Origin of the sequence: Enterobacter cloacae complex sp. IR5412, from assembly GCF_049237385.1 — a bacterium.
Taxonomy (GTDB): Bacteria; Pseudomonadota; Gammaproteobacteria; order Enterobacterales; family Enterobacteriaceae; genus Enterobacter; species Enterobacter intestinihominis.
Genome location: NZ_JBMKHQ010000005.1, coordinates 220,156 through 238,088, shown reverse-complemented (window position 1 = coordinate 238,088; position 17,933 = coordinate 220,156). Strand labels below are relative to the sequence as shown.

Below are 17,933 nucleotides of genomic sequence, written 5' to 3'. Positions count from 1 at the left end.
ACGTGCTGAGGGCGCCTGCGGCGGTGCGCCCAAGGGTTGTTATGTTTAATATGGCAGAACTTTCCTGTCGCTATCATTTTGACGCCCGCTATTCGCTCATAGATATGCCTGTCGCGTTTGCGGCTTTACTTGTTATACCCAACCTGCCTGATTTTTATCGCCAGCATCCCGGAATTGAAATTATCCTGAGCAGCTCAGACCGCCGACGGAATATGCTGCATGATGGCCTGGACTGCATACTGAGGGTGGGGGAGCTGGACGATGGCGACTATATCGCAAAGGAGGTGGGAACCGTTAAAATGACGACCTGCGCCAGTCCTGCGTATCTTGATCAACACGGCACCCCGGAAACAATGGACGAGTTGCAGCAGCATCAGGCCGTCAACTGGATTAACAGCAGCAACAGACAAGTTATGCCCTGGACATTCGGGACGTCAGAGGGCTCCACCGAAATTGAACTTCCAGGCAGGCTTGTCGTGGATAACTCAGAAGCCTACATTGCAGCAGGCCTGGCGGGGCTGGGAATACTACAGGGCATGAATATTTTTTTGCAGCCTTATCTCGATCGCGGGCTGTTGGTAGAGGTTCTGCCAGATAATACGTCCCCGAATCGCAAACTGTAACTTCTGTATCCGCACCGCCATCTCTCCCGAAAAGTACGGGCGTTTACCGACTGGCTGGAAAGTTTATTGTAAACGCCTGGGGGCCTGCAGCCTGCTGGTACGTGCGCTGCCTTTTATCGGCCCGCCAGCTTCTGTATGGCTTCACGGACAGGAGCATCGCCAGACGTCAGCTCAATGATGACGCGGCTGACGGCAGGTTGCTCAATGAGTTCAGCCAGCGTAGCCGCCACGTCATCACGGGGCACGTTACCATACGGGATGGCCAGGCCGGCACGTACATAACCCGTACCAGTCTTATCCTGCAGCGCGCCGGGGCGCAGGATCACCCAGTCAAGCTCGCTTTGTGCTAGTTCCACATCGGCCATTTTTTTAACACGCATATAATTTTCGAATGATTCAGAAGTGGTTTCTCCCCGTGCGGACTCCGGGAATGCAGAAACGAGCAGAAAGCGAGACACACCGGCACTGAGGGCGGCAGCTACCGACTTTTTCAGCCCTTCGCCGTCGACCGCATTGGTCATCTCCTGTCCCCCCTTACCGCCGGCACCGGCAGTAAACACCACTGTATCACTACCTGCAAAGTGCATCGCCAGCGCAGCTGCATCCAGCTCTGTCAGGCTCCCACTGACGGGCTCAGCACCCAGCTCGCCTAGCAATGCCTGCTGCTCTGGCTTACGGTAGAGGGCACGAACAGCATGCCCCCTACCTGAAAGGATCCTGCACAGACGCTGGCCGATTTTGCCTGCACCACCGATAATGAAAACATGAACCACAGTTGTCTCCTTCTGGGGTTATGATGTGTCCGAAATTATAACCTGACATCAGGTCAGTTCCTTTGAGCCTGACCGATTGCACTGCATGCTGCTGCCAGCACCAGACAGCTGGTCAGATACTCAGTTGTTCTTATAGCTGAGAACAACAGCCGTACCGATTTAGCTCTCCCGTCACGATGAGAACTCCTGAACCGGTTACACGCAATGCCGGCCAATATCTTCCGTTATATTCGAAAGATCCACGCAAGTTACTGAAGTGCGAGGGACGCAATGTGTACCTTGAACGAACTGAAGTCAGCGGAACCCTGAAGGTTCGATTCCATAGCGTTCAGAAAACTGCTTGCTGAAGCTCGATAGTGAATTGTAACCCACCCGCCCCGCGACCGTTTTTACCGGCAGCGTCGATGTCATCAGCAGGCGGAGAGCCTCCGCGATACGTGCATCGGCGATAACTGAGCGTAAGCTGGTTGACTCACTGGCCAGGTGGCGCCGAAGCGTGGGGCCACTGAGTCCCGTCAGATCTTCAATTTCAGCAGCACTCCAGGGATGAGCCGGTTTGTCCGCTACCATCTGACGGATTTTCATGGCCAGACTTGGCTGCCGGGCTCGCAGCAAAGCATGGTATCCCATGCCATAAAGCCAGAGCACCACTTCAACCATGGCGTGCAGGGAAAGCGGACGCTTCCCTTCCCGCATTGCGGCTGTCCAGCGGTTAAGGGGTGAAAGAAGAGCTGATACGGAAATGGCTGCGATGCTGCCGGTGTCCTGTGGTGGTGGTGCGGCAAGTAACAGCCTGGCTGCTTCAAGCTGTTCCTCCGCGAGCACCACGCTCAGGGCAACAAACTCACCACTTTGTTCTGAAGGGGCATATTCTATATCGATGCTACGGGCATTCGGGACGACCATAATCTCGCCCGGGATCACCCGGTGCCATTTCTCATTTTCACGATACCGGAATTCTCCTTCCAGCGGGAAGGAAAGGGTCGCACCTTCCACCTCGAACTTCTTTACCTGATGCGTCTGTTCTGCGCGAAGGCAATCGCAGGGAAGTGGAAAACGGGAGCGTGCCAGGGTAAGAAGCTCAGCGAGGAGATCATCAACGGGAGAATCGGAAAAGCTGACTGTTTGCATATTCATCCGGAATTTGACTTTGACCGCTATTATACGTCGCCATATACAAAAGCATACAGCGACGCGTGCGGTTGTCTATTCCCGGATGACAAAAATCAGGCCGATTATAGTTATTGCCATACCCACAAGCATGGGCAATGTAATGGCCTCTCCAAACAGCAACCACGCTTCAGCTGCCGTGAGAATGGGAACCAGGTAAAAGTAAGTAGCGACTTTGGTTGCTTCACCGCTTCGTATCATAAAAATCAGCAACATAATCGCCAGAACCGATACGCCAATAACCAGCCAGCCCAGACCCAGCGCAAATGATAAGCTCCACTGCGTCGGAGCAGATTCGAACATCAGGCTAATTGCACCCATCGATATTGTCAAAGTGACGTACTGTAAAAACGTGTTCGCAAAGATATGTCCATCTCCCTGAGCACGGCGCTGATAAAGCGCTCCGATCGTTACGCCAAATAACCCCAGCATGACCGACCCAAAAGCCACAGGATCCAGTGCAAAACTATGCTGGCCTGGCGAGAGCACCAGGAAAACGCCCGCAAAGCCAATCGCAATACCCAGCCATTTCCGGGGATGCAGGGACTGACGGTGCATGAGTGAAACCAGTATTGCAGTCAGTACCGGCTGCAGGCCGGTGATGAGCGCCACAATGCCTGACGGCATGCCACGATGGATGGCATAAAAGCATCCGCCCAGAAAGAAGCTCTGCAGGAAAAGTCCGACAATCAGGTTGCGAACCATTCCTCTGCCGGACGGAAAACGGGCCCTGAACCCCAGTGTAAGCAGCAGAAGGACCAGACAGGAAAATGCGCCACGCAGGAATAAAAGATGAAACGGCGCGCTGTACTGCACGGTAAATTTGGCTGCGACAAACCCTGACTCCAGAGGAATACAAAAAGCCAGGGCGCAAGAGTAATGAGCCATTTTTTTGTGAGGCAGTGATATTCATAGTATTGCAGGTGGGTTCTTGTCGGGCGATATGAAAGGGGATCTTCCCGGTCACTATTGTGTGCACCGGGAAGGAAGGTGATCAGACTGCGGGTGACCACAGGTCGTAATTCAGTGCGAAGCTGTTACCTTCACGGATAACCTTACCGGTAGTAGGCAGGTTGAAGTGCATACCACTGACAGCCAGGTTATCGCTCGCTGCGCGGTCAAGCACTTTGCTACGGATGGCCGCCGCCGCCGCAGGATCGCTGTCGAACGCGATAGTAACGTCAGGCTGAGCAACCTGAATGTGCGGGAAGTGAACAATATCACCCCAGATGAGCAGCGACTCTTTTTCATCACCCAGCAGATAACCGGTATGTCCTGGTGTATGGCCGAACAGCGGTACAGTCTGAATACCTGGTAAAATCGCTTCCTCGCGGAATGGCACCAGTTTGTCGTCATAAGCGCTGAAGGCGTTCCTTGCTACTTCAAAGAACGGCTTGAATGCGTCAGGCGCGCCAGCGGAAATGGTTTCATCACGCCAGAAAGCGAGTTCTTTCTCATGCACAAACAACTGCTGAACATTGCGGAAAACGGGAGTCTGCAGGGGGCCTGCAAGCCCGCCGATATGGTCAGGATGCGCGTGAGTCAGGAGAAGGGTATCAATCTGAAGCGGGTCAATGCCTGCCGCGGCCAGGGCTACCTGAAGCCGACCGCCCCAGCCATTGATACCTCCGGCACCACTGTCAATCAGGATGGTTCGCTCAGGCGTCTGGATAACGTAGACGTTGATATTAATACGGGGTACTGCTGGCACACCGCGCTTCTGCAGTAAATCCTCGGCACGTGAGCCGTCAATACCAGACAGCAGCTCAAAAGATACGTCCAGATAGCCATCACTCAGCATGGTCACAGTCATGTCACCTACTTTTTTGCGATTGATAGCCGGGGCCTGCCAGTTCAGTTGTGAAGTCATATTGGTCTCCGTTACGATTAGAGGTCATCAGGTTTTACTTTAGCAATAGTAACGAAATTTCTGGTTCGAACTGCTCATCCTGCTACGTAAACCGCTCATTCTTAAAATCCGGAGCACAGCAGGTTATATTGCTTTTGCCTTTCTCATGTAAGGTGTCGGTATTATCTTTACCGGAGCCTGTAATGGACATTATTGGAATTATCATGTCGGCGGGAAAAGCCTCTGACCAGTCCTCAAGCACCCGACAATAGTGTCCCGCCTCAATCCCCGCCAGGGCAGAAGACTCCGGCAGGTAGGCCAGGCCGTAGCCATCTTTTACTGCCTGAAGCATTGGATAAATGCTTGAAAAAGTAAGCTGCCCGTCCACTTTTTTCACAATCTCCCCCTGCCTGACAAATTCCCAGCCATACAGCGGGCCTGTGGGTGACAGACGTATATTGATGCAGTCATGTTTTTCCAGCTGAGAGGGATGTAGCGGCAGACCTCTTTCTGCAAGATAGGTGGACGATCCAATGACGACAAACCGTATGTCCGGTGCGATTCGGACGGCCACCATATCCTTTAATATGTCATCACCAATTCGGACTCCGGCATCAAAATTGCCCTCAACAATGTCGACAAAACCGTTCTGCTGCGACATTTCCACCTTGATATCCGAATATTTTTTTAGTAACGGTGACAATCGTGGCCAGAGACATTCATGAATCATGTGATCTGATACCGTAAGTCTGACCAGCCCAGCCGGTGTATGGCGCAGTCTCTGAAGAGCTGTCACGCCCGCTTCAATGCGCGCAAGACCGGGTTCAAGCGTCAGTAATAATTGTTTACCGGCTTCGGTGACAGCCACCCGCCTGGTTGTACGCATAAGTAACGGCATGCCAACGCGCTCCTCGAGACGACGTATCGTGTGTGAAAGCGTGGATGCCGAGATCCCGAGGCGGACAGCAGCCCGTGAAAAACTGCACTCCTGTGCTACTGCCATGAATGCAACATAGTCATTAAAATCGTGACGCATACCGTTCCCGTTCAGGATCTCCGATAACATTATCAGAACCATTTAGGTTCATGATGCCGATTCTGTGAGCCATCAGGCAACCCCCCCGTTCCGCTCATCCGATCATAATTTTTATAAATCTAGATATTGGTAAATCTCAATATGTGGAATAAAGTGTCGTGGTTCTGCGGCTACATCGGCCGAACGACGACATGCCAGGTCGTAAATGCTGAGACATGGCGTTTCAGTGATATTGAAAATTCGCTATATCAGGATATGTAATGAAGACGAAAAACCTGTTCTCTCCCACCAGACTAGGTCCCTACACCCTGAAGAATCGTGTTGTACTTCCGCCTTTAACCCGCTCACGGAGCTCACAACCGGGTGATATTCCGAACGAACTGATGGCTGAATATTACGCACAGCGCAGCAGTGCCGGGTTTATGGTGACCGAAGGAACACAAATCGAACCTCGTGGGCAGGGTTATGCGTGGACCCCGGGGATCTACAGCTCACGGCAAGTGGAAGGCTGGAAGAAAGTGACGCGGGCAGTGCATGAAAAAGAAGGCATCATTTTTGCCCAGCTCTGGCATGTCGGAAGAGTATCCCATAACTCCCTGCAGCCATGTAACGCCTCGCCTGTCGCTCCGTCGGCGATACCGGCAGGGGAAAACGTTAAGGTATTCATCGAAACCGGGCCGGGAGAGGGTGCGCTGGCTACCGCTTCCTGCCCCCGCGCACTGGAAAAAGAGGAAATTAGTGAGATTGTCAGGATGTACGCCGGGGCAGCTCAGAACGCCCTTGATGCCGGTTTTGACGGTGTGGAAATTCACTGTGCAAATGGATACCTGGTTAACCAGTTCATGTCATCCCATAGCAACAAAAGAGAGGATGAATATGGTGGCTCATTACATAACCGGCTGCGGTTTCTGCGCGAAGTGACGCAGGCTGTCGCTGATGTGGTCGGTAAAGACCGTGTGGGAGTCCGTTTTGCTCCGCTCTTTCAGACCACGGATGAAGTAAGGGTCTATCTTGGCCTGGTGGAAGATGATCCCCATGAAACCTATACCGAAGCCGTTAAAATTCTTGAAGAAATCGGAATAGCCTATATTTCTCTTGCTGAAGCCGACTGGGATGATGCTCCCGAATTGCCTGAAGCATTCAGAGCTGAAGTCCGTAAGTTATTCAGCGGTGTAATTATGTATGCCGGGCGATATACGCAAGAAAAAGCCGAACGGATTATCGGTGCTGGCTGGGGAGACATTATCGGATTTGGCCGCCCGTTCATAGCTAATCCGGATTTACCGCAGCGCCTTTATCATGAATGGCCACTGAATCCGGTCGATCCAACAACCATGTATGGTGGAACGGCAAAAGGCTACACAGATTATCCCGCCTTTGGCTAACCATTCTTATGAGCATCAGCTTTTCAAAAGCTGATGCTTAACGTAGAGAAGTATCGTAACATTGCAATTCCTCAATGCGACAAGTGACAGAGTTTATGCCTGATATTGATTTGAATGACGTGATTAAGGCGCTGGGAAACCCTGTTAGAAGAAAAATTCTGCATATGCTCAAGGAACCGAAAATACACTTCCATCAGCCTTATGCTGATGCGGACGAGTTCGGTGTGTGTGTCAGTATCATTCAGGAAAAGGTCGGGCTCTCACAGTCTACCGTTTCTCTTTACCTCTCAGCTCTTCAACGGGCACAACTTGTTACTTCTCAGCGCATCGGTCCCTGGACGTACTACAAACGTGACAATGATAAAATAAGGGTTGTTCTTGAGTTGCTGAAAAATACAATCTGATACAGGACTGAGCACATTCAGTGTAACAGTACCGGGGGTTCGTACTTGCGATCCCGGCAGGCATTCCATGAAAGCGCACTAATTCCTCAATATCAGGCTGCAGACCGGTCATAAGAGGCTAATAGTTTTGCAAAATATCCACCAGTTTGGGTCAAATCACTCTGTCGGTTGGTGTGCATACTCGGTGCAAGGACCTGCAGATATTTAAGATGGCGGATAGCTTGTTACAGTGCCGCTGATGACATTCCGACCCTGTTGCCGTCCGGGTAAGATAATACCTCTGACAGCGGTCATAAAAGCCCAACATAATTGTCTTTCGAGCCATATATTAATCGCTCATCGCGCTCTCTTTTTCGAAGAGGTGTCACTTAATCATGATCGGTCAGTACAAAAAGACAGTGCTTTTCCAAATTCCGGACGGTTGTATGCGAAAACGGTGAAGCTCAACAAATGGTGTCATCGCTGTGCAATGCTCTGCGGGCTCATTCTTTCAGTTAACTGTTTGGTTACAGCTTCAATGAAGTATTTCAGTTAATTCACAGCGAGGGTTTGAGGAAACCACGCTGTGATTACCCAACGCTCATCCGGAGCATCCGGATTGAACTGTCGCTGGAGCTTGTTGGGCGACACGATACTGGCCTCGCCTTTACATGCCCTCGGGCTCCGGTATCCGACCTGAGCCTTTATCCCGACACGTTTCATCAGTCGCCAGACTCTGTTCACTCCGCACTGTTGCCCGCTGTCCCGCAGATCCAGATGGATTTTGCGATAACCATAGACGCATCCCGATTCCAGCCAGAACTGTTTAATCTGTCCTGTCAGTCTCAGGTCTGCCTGATGGCGTTGTGAATGCGGCTGCTGAAGCCAGGCGTAAAAACCACTGGGATGTTCATCCAGCACCCGACAGAGCAGGCGAACAGGCCAGCAATAGGTGTTGTCACGAATAAAGGCGTACCTCAGTCGGACAGCTTTGCGAAGTACGCCGCGGCTTTTTTTAATATGTCCCGTTCGTCGGTAACCCGCTTCAGCTCTTTCTGAAGACGGCGGATCTCGGCCTGAGCATCTGACTGTTCTTTATTAGTGGAAGAATCCGGACCGTAGTTCTTTATCCAGGCGTAAAGGCTGTGGGTGGTGATATCGAGACGCGTTGCAACGCTGGCAACAGAATAACCGCGATCAACAACCTGTTTGACTGCTTCAATTTTAAACTCTTCAGGATAACGCTTACCGCTCATGGGCACCTCTCTTTAAGTCATCTTAAATGACTCTGAGGTGTCTGTTAAACCTGTGGCGATTCACCTCGCGTCCTTCCGTTCAGTATAGCCTCAGTCCCTGACACCACCCGAGAACGGAATGACGTCCCCTTTCTCCCTCCCGGTGTTGCGTTCAAGCTCCCTGACATACTGCTGTAAAAGTATAAGGTTATGTAACAGCTCTACATTTTCAGCCATCATCTTTTTGATTTCTTCCCTCAGCTCATTTCTCTGACGGCGATACTTTTCTTTCAGCTTGATCTGCTGCTCAATGCCCTGCTCATCAACCGGCGCGGTGCCCTGGCACGTTTTTTTCAGACTGCGGATAGCCTCCCTGACCTGCCTGTACTCAGGACAGTTATAATTCAGGGTGCCGTTTGCCAGCCCCGCTCGTTTTTCCACAGCATACTGGCTGATACGCTCCCCTGATAACATCAGTTCCCTCAGGGCCTGCTCTGCTCTTGCCTGTGTTTTTTTAACCCCCGACTGTTCGTTCGTCATGCTCTATTCATCCTTTTCAAAAAAACGGACAGCATCTGCATAAAAATCTCTCTCAAGCATCAGAAAATCCCTGTCAGCCTGAGGAGCATTATTTCGCACGGCAATCTCCAGAAGGTTGTCATAATGAGCCATCCTGCGTTTCCACACGGGAACAGAATCAGCTCCGGCCAGCATGTTCTCACATCCCGGATTGCAGGACGCTGACTGAACAACCGCCTTAAACTCGCAGTCATGGCCATTCATGCAATAAAAACCGTTTCCAAGAGATACCAGTTTTTGCCCGCCTCGTTTAGCCATGCTCATCGCTTTTTTCAGTGTAGGAAACGTCATCTGATGTAAGTGCCCACCTCTCTGGGACATCAGTAACTTCCCGCCTTCGCCATAAAGCAGGCCTTCATGCTGATAAGAAACAGCCCTGGAAGCTGAGAGTTCGGTATCAACCCTCTCAATCTCGGCAGCGAATGCCTGAGGGATCGCCCGGCTAAAATGCGAAGCGTTGAGTGCACCGGACATATACCACTCCGTCATGCCTCTGATTAAGTGCTTAAACTGCCGGATAAGATCATTAGTAGAAATCAGATCAAGACGCCTGAGGTGTACAGCAAGTGAACGGCGAAACTGATGGGTTCGCAATGGCCAGAAAGCCCCCTCCCGAATCTCCATCGCAACGCGTTCATCATCACGTATGTTTGGATTTAAAAGCCTGAACTCATCAATATGGTCACGTCGGATGAACAGATGGTGTCTTTTCACAAATTTCTTTGCCCACTCAGTCTGGCGCTGCGTCCCCATAAAAGAGAGTTTTTGCTCCGAGAACCACGACCTGATATTTAAAGACAATGGAACATTGTCCAGCGTCTTCCCGTCCAGGCCTGTCATGATTTGATTAATTCTGCGTAAATGCTGAAAAGGCTTTTCCACATAGCGACAAACAACCCAGTCTTCGTGACTTCCACCTTCCGGGGCGAACTTATGCAACACCGAACGAAGTCCCAGGATATCACCATCATAAATCAGTGAACCGTGCATCACGCCAAGCACTTCGCTGTGTCTCATCCCCGACATGGCCTGTATCACATTCATGACTTTTAACGTCAGCTCAAAATGCCAGGTGTTCAGCTTTATGTGATCAACGCCAATAAAATCAGATCTCCAGCGCTTATTTTTATGTACCGAGAACCAGCCCTGCATCCCGGGGCCAAGTGTCGCGAAAAGCGCCCGAATTTCCCCGGCAACAATATTGTAGTAATACGCGGCCCGGTAATCCGGTATGCTTTTTGCTGTCCCTCTTTTACGGGCTTCCAGCATCGACGTATAGTAAGGCGAATCATAAAAACCGTTTATGATAGCGCACAGCCGGGAAAACCCGTCAAAATCGAAATCACTGATTTCAGCATCCAGTTCAGTAATCAGCCCTTCCCAGACAGACATCATAAGACTGAAAGGCATACAATATGTCTGGTTTGAATCATCCACACTGTTGTAACTGTCGAAGCTAATATCAGGAAAGTAACCGTATTTTCGAAGACGGGTATGACCTGTCAGCGAGATATCCGCCAGGTCCATAAAGTAATTACGTAATGTTCTTTCAGAACGCTTCCTGCCGTGCTCATCCTCCTCCTTCATCTTTACAATGAAAGCATTCCGGACAAGCGGAAAACGAAGCTGAAACAGACTGCGATACCCCATAGACTCAATAATACGGGCTCCCGCCACAATGTTTGCACATTTCCGGATCAGGGACTGCGTCTTCGCGGTCCTGCCGACAATCCAGAGCAGGCTGGCTGAGATGATTTTGGCTTCAAGACGCAGTTCAGGATCCCGTATGCCTGAAAAATTAACGGTTCTTAACGTTTCACCAATATGGGTTCTGACATAGCGATTGGTCCAGACATCATCCCTGAAATAAATATTCAGCGTCTCCTCATTGATAAAACGCATATCATGTTCATCTGAGCTGGCGATAACCAGGCAGTTATTCAGACGTTCAAAGCTTTTGTTTTCTAGTGCCTCACAGATGATATCCTCAGTCGGAAACTCATCCCCTGAACGAAGCGGCGTTCCGGCAGGAAACTCCGCCATTCGACTACGGCTTACCTCTTTTTTCTTCAAATCTGCCATACCGGAGCCACACCTTCTCGCTGAAGTTTAACGCGCGCTTTTTTCAGGGTCGCCTCATCTACCAGCCCAAGCCGTAAATCAATCTTCAGGAGTAACGTTTCATAACGCTCCACAGCATTGACCGAACCGATGTACAACGGTTTTCCATACTCGATAGCATGCCTGAATGACAGCAGGAGCCATACAGACTCCAGCGTTTCCACAACGCAACTTTTTGAACATTCGACACAATGAGAAAAATCCGCACAAGCCTTTGGTGTCCGGCCAAATCGTTTTTGCTTTTTTATAAAGCGCAATTCAATATCTGTAGGCGGCTCCTGCGATCGACATCCCAGGCCATTCAATAAAAGATCCACACCCTCATCGCTTCCACGCAGATCGATCCCCAGCTCATCAGCAACTTTTACCCGCTCGGATAACGCACGTGTCGCAATCCCCTGATTCATAAGCGTATCAAGTGCAGCACTGAAGTTTTCCTTCGCCCCCTGTGGGTTACCTGCAGCATAATTCCGCCTGTAAGTGCCCCAGTTATGCTGTGCTTTTTCCGCCGTAATCAGACCATTCTTTAATGTTCTGTCCGTATACTGCTCAGACGTTTTGCGCAAGCCAGAAACGGTAATTGATGGAAGCGAGGGATTAAGCTGCCGCATCGTGGCCCACGCCCCCTCAGAGTTAGAAAATTTAGTCAGATGACTGGGATTAAGAGAATAAAGCTTACGGAATTTCACCTGCGGCTCACTCAGAAACAGCGCCTGTACCGGAGGGAAGTTATCTGCGGAAACCAGATAGTTAACGATGTCGTCCCTGAGCCTGATAAAAGACAGAAACCAGTAATAGCCCGCACGTTTGGTCACATACTCCGATTTACCTATCGTCAGACGTATATACTTATTCGCTCTCCCCTTATAAACATAATCAGTGCTGATACCCTTTTCATCCAGATGTATATCATCCCGCGTCAGACCCAGAACCTGAGAGGTGTTTCCCCATGTGTGGTAACAGAACAGAAAAAAAGAAGTAAGAAAGTAATTTTCCAGAACGTCCCTGATGATGATCTCTGCCCTGCTGACCCCGTTCTCTCCCGGATACCGGAAATACGCTTCATAAACAGGTGCCAGCAAAGACGGTGAGAAATGCCGCACCCCTTTTTCCGATTTAGCGATATGCTCCCGGATACATCCCGCAAGGAACTCATTCATGGATGACAACTGCCTCAGGATCTCGGAAAGTTCATTCCTGGTATAGCTATCCCTTCCCTGCTGCTGATACGTTCCTTTCGGTAAGAATTCATATTCATACCGCCTCTGAATCTGCCCGCCCGTAAGCAAAAACCGGTTGACCACGGACAAGTAGTGTCTTGCCATCCTGACTGAAATTTTTCGCCGACGAATATCGTTCATGAGATGTTTAATATACATTTCAACGCCTTCAGCCGTGCCATAGTCATACTGATTGACTGACTGCCATATAAAAAACATATTGAGATAACGGAAAATGGTTAACCTTCCGGCGGGACGGTAAGACAGAAGAAATCGTTTCAGAGAGGCAATAAAATCGCGTTTTTCAGGGCGGGCAAGATGCGAATGTTCACTAAACCATCCGGGGAGCAACACATAATCTGAAAAATGAGCCTGAAGATAAACGTCAAGTAAATAATATCGGTTCAGATCCCGCTGAGTGATGTGTCCGCTGACCGTCTCCCATGACAGCACATTTTCGGCCATCCACGTTATCTGCGTTTCACTCCGGCTCATATATGGCTCCATCGCGACCTGCAGCACCGTCAATCAATGCGTCCATGACCCCGGCGACTGCATCAGAAATCTGGTTTTGCTGAAGAAAGACGATGTATTTCATCGTCGTATTTTCGCTTTTATGGCCCATCCAGTATTTTACTGTACCCAGCGCATTTGCGGCCTGATCGGGATAGCAACTCAGTGCCGAGCGTAAAAAATGGGTCGCAAACGTTGCCCGCAAATCATGGGGTTTATGTCTGAACACATTTCCCGGAGCAGACCGGGCCAGGCGATGGCGAAAACTGTACCAGCGGGAGTAAAAGGCTTTTTCAGACATCCGTTTCCCGTTTGCCATTAAAAATAAAGGCTCGTGCCGCCCTTCCCCACCCTGTCGTGCACGCCATTTTTGGATCTTCTTTTCATACTCCTCATCCGCCAGATAATCCAGAACCTGCTCGTACAATCGTCTGGTGATGAAGAGTTCTCGCGTCATCCCAAACTTCGTATGAACTCCGCATCTCGGACCAATATGAAGCCCCCTGATGGTCAACTCAGATACAGGGACACTGGCAAGGTACTCTTCAGTAAAGAGTGACGACGGCAGGGTCAGCATTTCATCCAGCCGTAACCCACAATTTTTCATCAGCACAATCATTAAACTGAACAACCCGGACTCAGATTTCAGTGCCTCATCCAGGATATGAACCTCTGCATCATTCAGTGGGTTGATTGTCCTTTTTGTTGTGCTGGTTATCCTGATGGCAAGATCCGAACTTATCACCTTGCGTCGCCCGTCAACGACTTTTTCGACCAACGTAAAAAATGAGCTGGCAGCCAGCTCACCACACTTGCCCAGAAATACGTAAAACCGTCGGATAACGCTGATGTACACCGCCGCGGTGGATGAGGCGATGCGCCCCTGCCTTACGGCCCCCAGAAGATACTCCCTGAAGCCATATGTAGGGCTTTGGTATTTCAACGTTCCCGGGGTGAAAGGGTCAAGTCCGTTATCCTCCAGCCACCTTATCCAGCGTAAAAATGCCCGGGCTAAAGGCTTTAAATCCCTGGCCTGCAGGATAGCTTTATCCATAAGATAAAAGTGTACATATCGGCTCAGTTTTCGATTCTGGATGCCGCTAATATAAGGTATTTCAGCATACAGAAATCCGGGTTCAAATTTCAGTTTCGGCTCTGTTGCATCCAGTTTGCTGACACGCCCATAACGCGCATGAATGTTAGTGATTATCCTCACAGTCTGTCGCCCTGAAACGCCACCTCATGCCTACACTATAAATCCGGAAGAAGAAAAAACAAACAACCAGGTTGCCGGGAGTGAATATGCAAATCAGGAGGAAAGTAAAAGATGTAACGACACCATCACGATGCAATACATTGACCTCAACACGTTACCCGGACCATACGTGATAAACATCACAAATCCTTTGAGTGAAGAACTTAAGATGTGATTTTCATTTCCCGGCACAAACCGTGCCCTTAAAAAACAGGCAACGGATACATCTTAATGCCAGAAGTAAACCTTAATTGATTGAATACAGCCTGAGTCCATTGCAAAAATAACACACAGGGTAAATTCGCATATACAGAACCCAACGAAAAGCAAAAGAAACCTGTAACACATTTCGTTTACCTGTCACTTTCAATTGTAAAAGCCAGCAGAAAAAGCGCATATAACTATATTTATCCCTGCGGGGACTTTTGTTTGTGCTATATATTTTTTACAGAGAACCGCAACGCGTCCAAACACAAGAATATATTTACCTCTGGAAAATGGTCTGACTCCCTTTCACGTGGTTGTAGTGACCTGTTCTGTGATTCATGTAATGTCTTTTCTGGATGAGGAAAATATGTCATCACTGATATTTTATACAGACGAAGCACAAGCACTGATTGTAACAGATACCCTTGCCGTCACCGATAATGGGGAGCCGTTATCTTTTGTTTCCAAAGCAGGTTACATCCCCCAGCTAAGAACCATCATAGCAGGTACGGGGGCAGGTGGATTTTCTAACACCTGGTTGCTTGAAGCATCAACCAGAATGGTCGTATCAGGTATACAAAATCTCAATTATCATACATCGGCCTGTCTAAGGAGGCTGTGGAAACAATACAAGCATGACCATGCAATTCCCTCTTCTTCAACGGTGACAACCAGTGTTTATCAGTTCGCAATTTGCGAGGAAACAGGAAATATCGTTTCGTTCGCCTATCGCTCAGTCCATGATTTCGAATCAGAGCAATTACAATACGGAACAGGAGTAAAACCTGAGTGCCAAATCCTGGATGGGGATTTGTTGCAGACAATTCCTGTAATGATGAATGAACAAAGGGCTATACAGGCGACATACTCACACCCGGAACGGATCCATATTGGCGGTGAGATGATTGCGCATTATCTGACATCATCTATGTATCAATGCTTTAAGATTGGGGAATTTGAGGATTTCAGAACTCAGGGAGAGTATATATTGAGCAGGATTTAGGCAAAACGCGGTTCAGATAAAGTGCTTTTAACAGGCTTGCTGAACATTAAAAGGATATCTCTCAATTACGATGAATAGCTTGAATTCTAAAAATAGAAAAGTAGAGTTTAACTCTAAATACATAAAAACAAGAGTAAAGGAGCACCCGCCGAAGCAGCCGCGCATGATGTTGACCGAGAAGCGGATCATCTCGTACGCTGGAATACGGCTGTTGCCATATGACGGATGCGGCACACGCTTGTACGGCAGGGCAAAAACGCTGTCCATCTCTTCGGTAGAGAGCGGGATCGCCGGCGGGTTAACCCAGATATAACGCTCGCCGTGCTTTTGCATCAACGCGCGGGCACAGCCCGGGTTGGTTTCATGGTGCAGAATACGGGAGGCGTGTGCGTAGAGCACCTTGTCAGCTTTGACCTTCTCATATGACGGCAGCAGCACATAGGTCTTTTCCCACGGCTTCGGACGCGGCGGCTGCACCACCACGGCCTTTGCTTCCGCTTTCTTCGGCTCAACTGGTTTGTTATCCGCGCACGGCAGATCGTCACCGTACGGGTGCGGGATAGGGTCGATTTTGCCCGGCATATCGATAATGCGGGAATCCACCCCGCTCCAGCCCGGCAGCGCCTCTTTCACCATGATCGCGGTGTTGCGCACGTCGCGGATCTCGCTGACCGCTTCACCCTGCGCCAGGCGATGCGCCACTTCCACCAGCGGACGCTCGCCGTTGCCGAAGATCAGCATGTCGGCTTTCGAATCCACCAGCACCGAACGGCGCACGGTGTCAGACCAGTAGTCGTAGTGCGCGGTGCGGCGCAGGCTCGCCTCGATGCCGCCCAGGATCACCGGCACGTCTTTCCATGCTTCTTTGCATCGCTGGGTGTAGACGAGGGTCGCGCGATCGGGACGTTTACCCGCCACGTTATCTGCCGTATAAGCGTCGTCATGACGCAGCTTACGGTCCGCGGTATAGCGGTTGATCATCGAGTCCATGTTGCCCGCGGTCACGCCAAAGAACAGGTTAGGTTTACCCAGACGCATAAAGTCGTCTTTGCTGTTCCAGTCAGGCTGAGAAATAATCCCCACGCGGAAACCCTGAGCTTCCAGCATACGGCCGCAGATCGCCATGCCAAAGCTCGGGTGATCGACATACGCATCACCCGTCACCAGAATGATATCGCAGCTGTCCCAGCCCAGTTGATCCATCTCTTCCCGGGACATCGGCAGGAACGGCGCCGGTCCAAAGCAGGCTGCCCAGTACTGGGGCCAGGAGAAGAGGTCGCGATCCGGCTGGATCAGGGAAATTGCGCTCATAATGCTTCCGAAGAAAAAATAGACAAAAGGAGCGGGATTATACGCTGGTTTATCGGGGGAAATGAAGGGGTATTTATTGCCCGGTGACGCTACGCTTACCGGGCCTACGGGCCTGTAGGTCGGGTAAGGCGAAGCCGCCACCCGACTCGTTTTACGGTGCCGGATTCACCAGCATCTGCCCTACCGACCCCCTGTCCATCATCTCCAGCGTCTGGCTGTGGAACAGGAACGGGAAGTGCGGCCATGACGGCTGTCCATAGTAGACGAGCAGTTCTACCTGCCCATCCACCCAGACGGTGTCTTTCCAGCCCCTGTCTTCCGGGAACGGCATCGCCCCGTTGACGTTGCGGATCAGGAATGACACCCCTTCAATATGGAACGACTGCGGCATCTCCGAGCGGACGGTCCAGCGCTCCCAGGTTCCCTGCTGGGCGGTGATATCAATACGGTTTACGTCCCACAGCGCGCCGTTGATGCCCGGATCGTCGCCAAGGCTGATATCGCGACTGCGTACTGCAGGGCCGGTCACAATTTCCTGCGGCAGCAGGCGCATCGGCAGACTGTCGGTCACCAGCGGCAACAGGCCGGTCGGGCGCAGCGTCAGCACCAGCGTGGAGACCAGAACGCTCGACGGTTCAAAGAAGCCGCGAATGCGGTCAACAATGCTTGCCGCTTCGCCGCAGGTCACGGACACTTCATCCCCGTTGGTCATATCCACGAGGATTTCACGACGTTCGCCCGGCGCCAGCGCCAGCTGTTTGACCAACACCGGCGCGGGTAATAACCCCTGATCGCCTGAAATCACATGCAGGGCGCGGCCGTCGCTCATTTGCAGCAGGTAGCGGCGCGAGTTAGAGGCATTCAACAGACGCAGGCGCACCCAGCCACGAGAGACTTCGACATACGGGCTTTGCGCGCCGTTAACCAGCAGCGTATCGCCCACAAAGCCACCGCTGCCCGGCTCGCTGTACTCCGGCGTACCGAAGTTATCCAGACGCTTGTCCTGAATAATGATCGGGAAATCATCAACACCGTAGTGATTCGGGATCGGCAGCGTTTTACTGACCTCATCTTCAATCAGCCACATCCCGGCCAGGCCGTTATAGACCTGCTGGGCGGTGCGGTTCGGGGTGTTGGCGTGATACCACAATGTCGCCGCGCTCTGACGAATCGGGAGGACGGGCGCCCAGTCGGCATTCGGCGACATCATGCGCGCCGCGCCGCCCATCAGCGGCCCCGGCACCTGCAACCCACTTACGGTCATTGCGAC

At 50.9% G+C, this 17,933-nt stretch carries 13 protein-coding genes and 3 pseudogenes; 4 read left to right on the top strand and 12 right to left on the bottom strand.

Translation table 11 applies throughout. The annotated features are described in order from the left end of the window. Nucleotides 1-98: 98 nt before the first annotated feature. Nucleotides 99-695: pseudogene (locus tag ACOTX2_RS11690) on the top strand (LysR substrate-binding domain-containing protein); the annotation flags it as partial. A 41-nt stretch (nucleotides 696-736) separates the two neighbouring features. Here ACOTX2_RS11690 and ACOTX2_RS11685 read toward each other — a convergent pair. From ACOTX2_RS11685 to ACOTX2_RS11665, 5 genes are all read right to left on the bottom strand, one after another. Further along, complete coding sequence (locus ACOTX2_RS11685; RefSeq protein ID WP_007897903.1) at nucleotides 737-1,396, bottom strand: SDR family oxidoreductase; 660 nt, start codon at nucleotides 1,394-1,396, stop codon at nucleotides 737-739. Between the two features lie 294 nt (nucleotides 1,397-1,690). Then, nucleotides 1,691-2,527, bottom strand: coding sequence for a helix-turn-helix transcriptional regulator (locus tag ACOTX2_RS11680; RefSeq protein WP_023279881.1), 837 nt, complete (start codon nucleotides 2,525-2,527; stop codon nucleotides 1,691-1,693). 75 nt (nucleotides 2,528-2,602) lie between these two features. Then, nucleotides 2,603-3,454: a DMT family transporter gene (locus ACOTX2_RS11675; protein ID WP_023279882.1), complete on the bottom strand. Its 852-nt coding sequence runs from the start codon at nucleotides 3,452-3,454 to the stop codon at nucleotides 2,603-2,605. A 106-nt stretch (nucleotides 3,455-3,560) separates the two neighbouring features. After that, entirely contained in the window at nucleotides 3,561-4,436 is an 876-nt protein-coding gene (locus tag ACOTX2_RS11670; RefSeq protein WP_017384065.1) for an MBL fold metallo-hydrolase, read from the bottom strand. Nucleotides 4,437-4,518: 82 nt separating this feature from the next. After that, nucleotides 4,519-5,451 carry a LysR family transcriptional regulator gene (locus tag ACOTX2_RS11665; protein ID WP_158002126.1) on the bottom strand — a complete coding sequence of 311 codons (933 nt, stop codon included), beginning with the start codon at nucleotides 5,449-5,451 and terminating at the stop codon, nucleotides 4,519-4,521. Nucleotides 5,452-5,711: 260 nt separating this feature from the next. Here ACOTX2_RS11665 and ACOTX2_RS11660 point away from each other — a divergent pair, with 260 nt between their 5' ends. Further along, the gene (locus ACOTX2_RS11660; protein WP_023279877.1) at nucleotides 5,712-6,836 is read left to right on the top strand and encodes an alkene reductase; all 1,125 of its coding nucleotides are present in this window, start codon (nucleotides 5,712-5,714) and stop codon (nucleotides 6,834-6,836) included. Between the two features lie 95 nt (nucleotides 6,837-6,931). Then, entirely contained in the window at nucleotides 6,932-7,240 is a 309-nt protein-coding gene (locus ACOTX2_RS11655; protein ID WP_032415288.1) for an ArsR/SmtB family transcription factor, read from the top strand. 546 nt (nucleotides 7,241-7,786) lie between these two features. On the opposite strand, the pseudogene ACOTX2_RS11650 reads toward ACOTX2_RS11655, so the two are convergent. The 5 genes and pseudogenes from ACOTX2_RS11650 to ACOTX2_RS11630 all read right to left on the bottom strand — a co-directional run. Then, a pseudogene (locus ACOTX2_RS11650) lies at nucleotides 7,787-8,475 on the bottom strand (IS3 family transposase); the annotation flags it as partial. Nucleotides 8,476-8,565: 90 nt separating this feature from the next. Continuing rightward, a complete protein-coding gene (locus ACOTX2_RS11645; RefSeq protein ID WP_017384060.1) occupies nucleotides 8,566-8,994 on the bottom strand; it encodes a hypothetical protein in 429 nt (142 codons plus the stop codon). Nucleotides 8,995-8,997: 3 nt separating this feature from the next. Beyond that, nucleotides 8,998-11,115 (bottom strand): hypothetical protein, encoded by a 2,118-nt coding sequence (locus ACOTX2_RS11640; RefSeq protein WP_017384059.1) that lies wholly within the window; start codon nucleotides 11,113-11,115, stop codon nucleotides 8,998-9,000. Beyond that, a complete protein-coding gene (locus ACOTX2_RS11635) occupies nucleotides 11,103-12,869 on the bottom strand; it encodes a hypothetical protein (protein ID WP_007897920.1) in 1,767 nt (588 codons plus the stop codon). Before ACOTX2_RS11635 ends, ACOTX2_RS11640 begins: the two co-directional genes overlap by 13 nt. Further along, on the bottom strand, nucleotides 12,856-14,103 hold the full coding sequence (locus tag ACOTX2_RS11630; protein WP_007897923.1) for a tyrosine-type recombinase/integrase: 1,248 nt from the start codon (nucleotides 14,101-14,103) through the stop codon (nucleotides 12,856-12,858). Before ACOTX2_RS11630 ends, ACOTX2_RS11635 begins: the two co-directional genes overlap by 14 nt. A 613-nt stretch (nucleotides 14,104-14,716) precedes the next feature. Between ACOTX2_RS11630 and ACOTX2_RS11625 the strand changes: the two genes are divergently transcribed. Next, nucleotides 14,717-15,352 carry a hypothetical protein gene (locus ACOTX2_RS11625; RefSeq protein WP_023279901.1) on the top strand — a complete coding sequence of 212 codons (636 nt, stop codon included), beginning with the start codon at nucleotides 14,717-14,719 and terminating at the stop codon, nucleotides 15,350-15,352. A gap of 135 nt (nucleotides 15,353-15,487) precedes the next feature. On the opposite strand, the pseudogene ACOTX2_RS11620 reads toward ACOTX2_RS11625, so the two are convergent. Together ACOTX2_RS11620 and ftsP are read right to left on the bottom strand one after the other, a co-directional pair. Next, nucleotides 15,488-16,663: pseudogene (locus ACOTX2_RS11620) on the bottom strand (YgiQ family radical SAM protein); the annotation flags it as partial. 151 nt (nucleotides 16,664-16,814) lie between these two features. Continuing rightward, a partial coding sequence (gene ftsP, locus ACOTX2_RS11615) for a cell division protein FtsP (protein ID WP_421625920.1) occupies nucleotides 16,815-17,933 on the bottom strand: 1,119 nt, incomplete at its 5' end.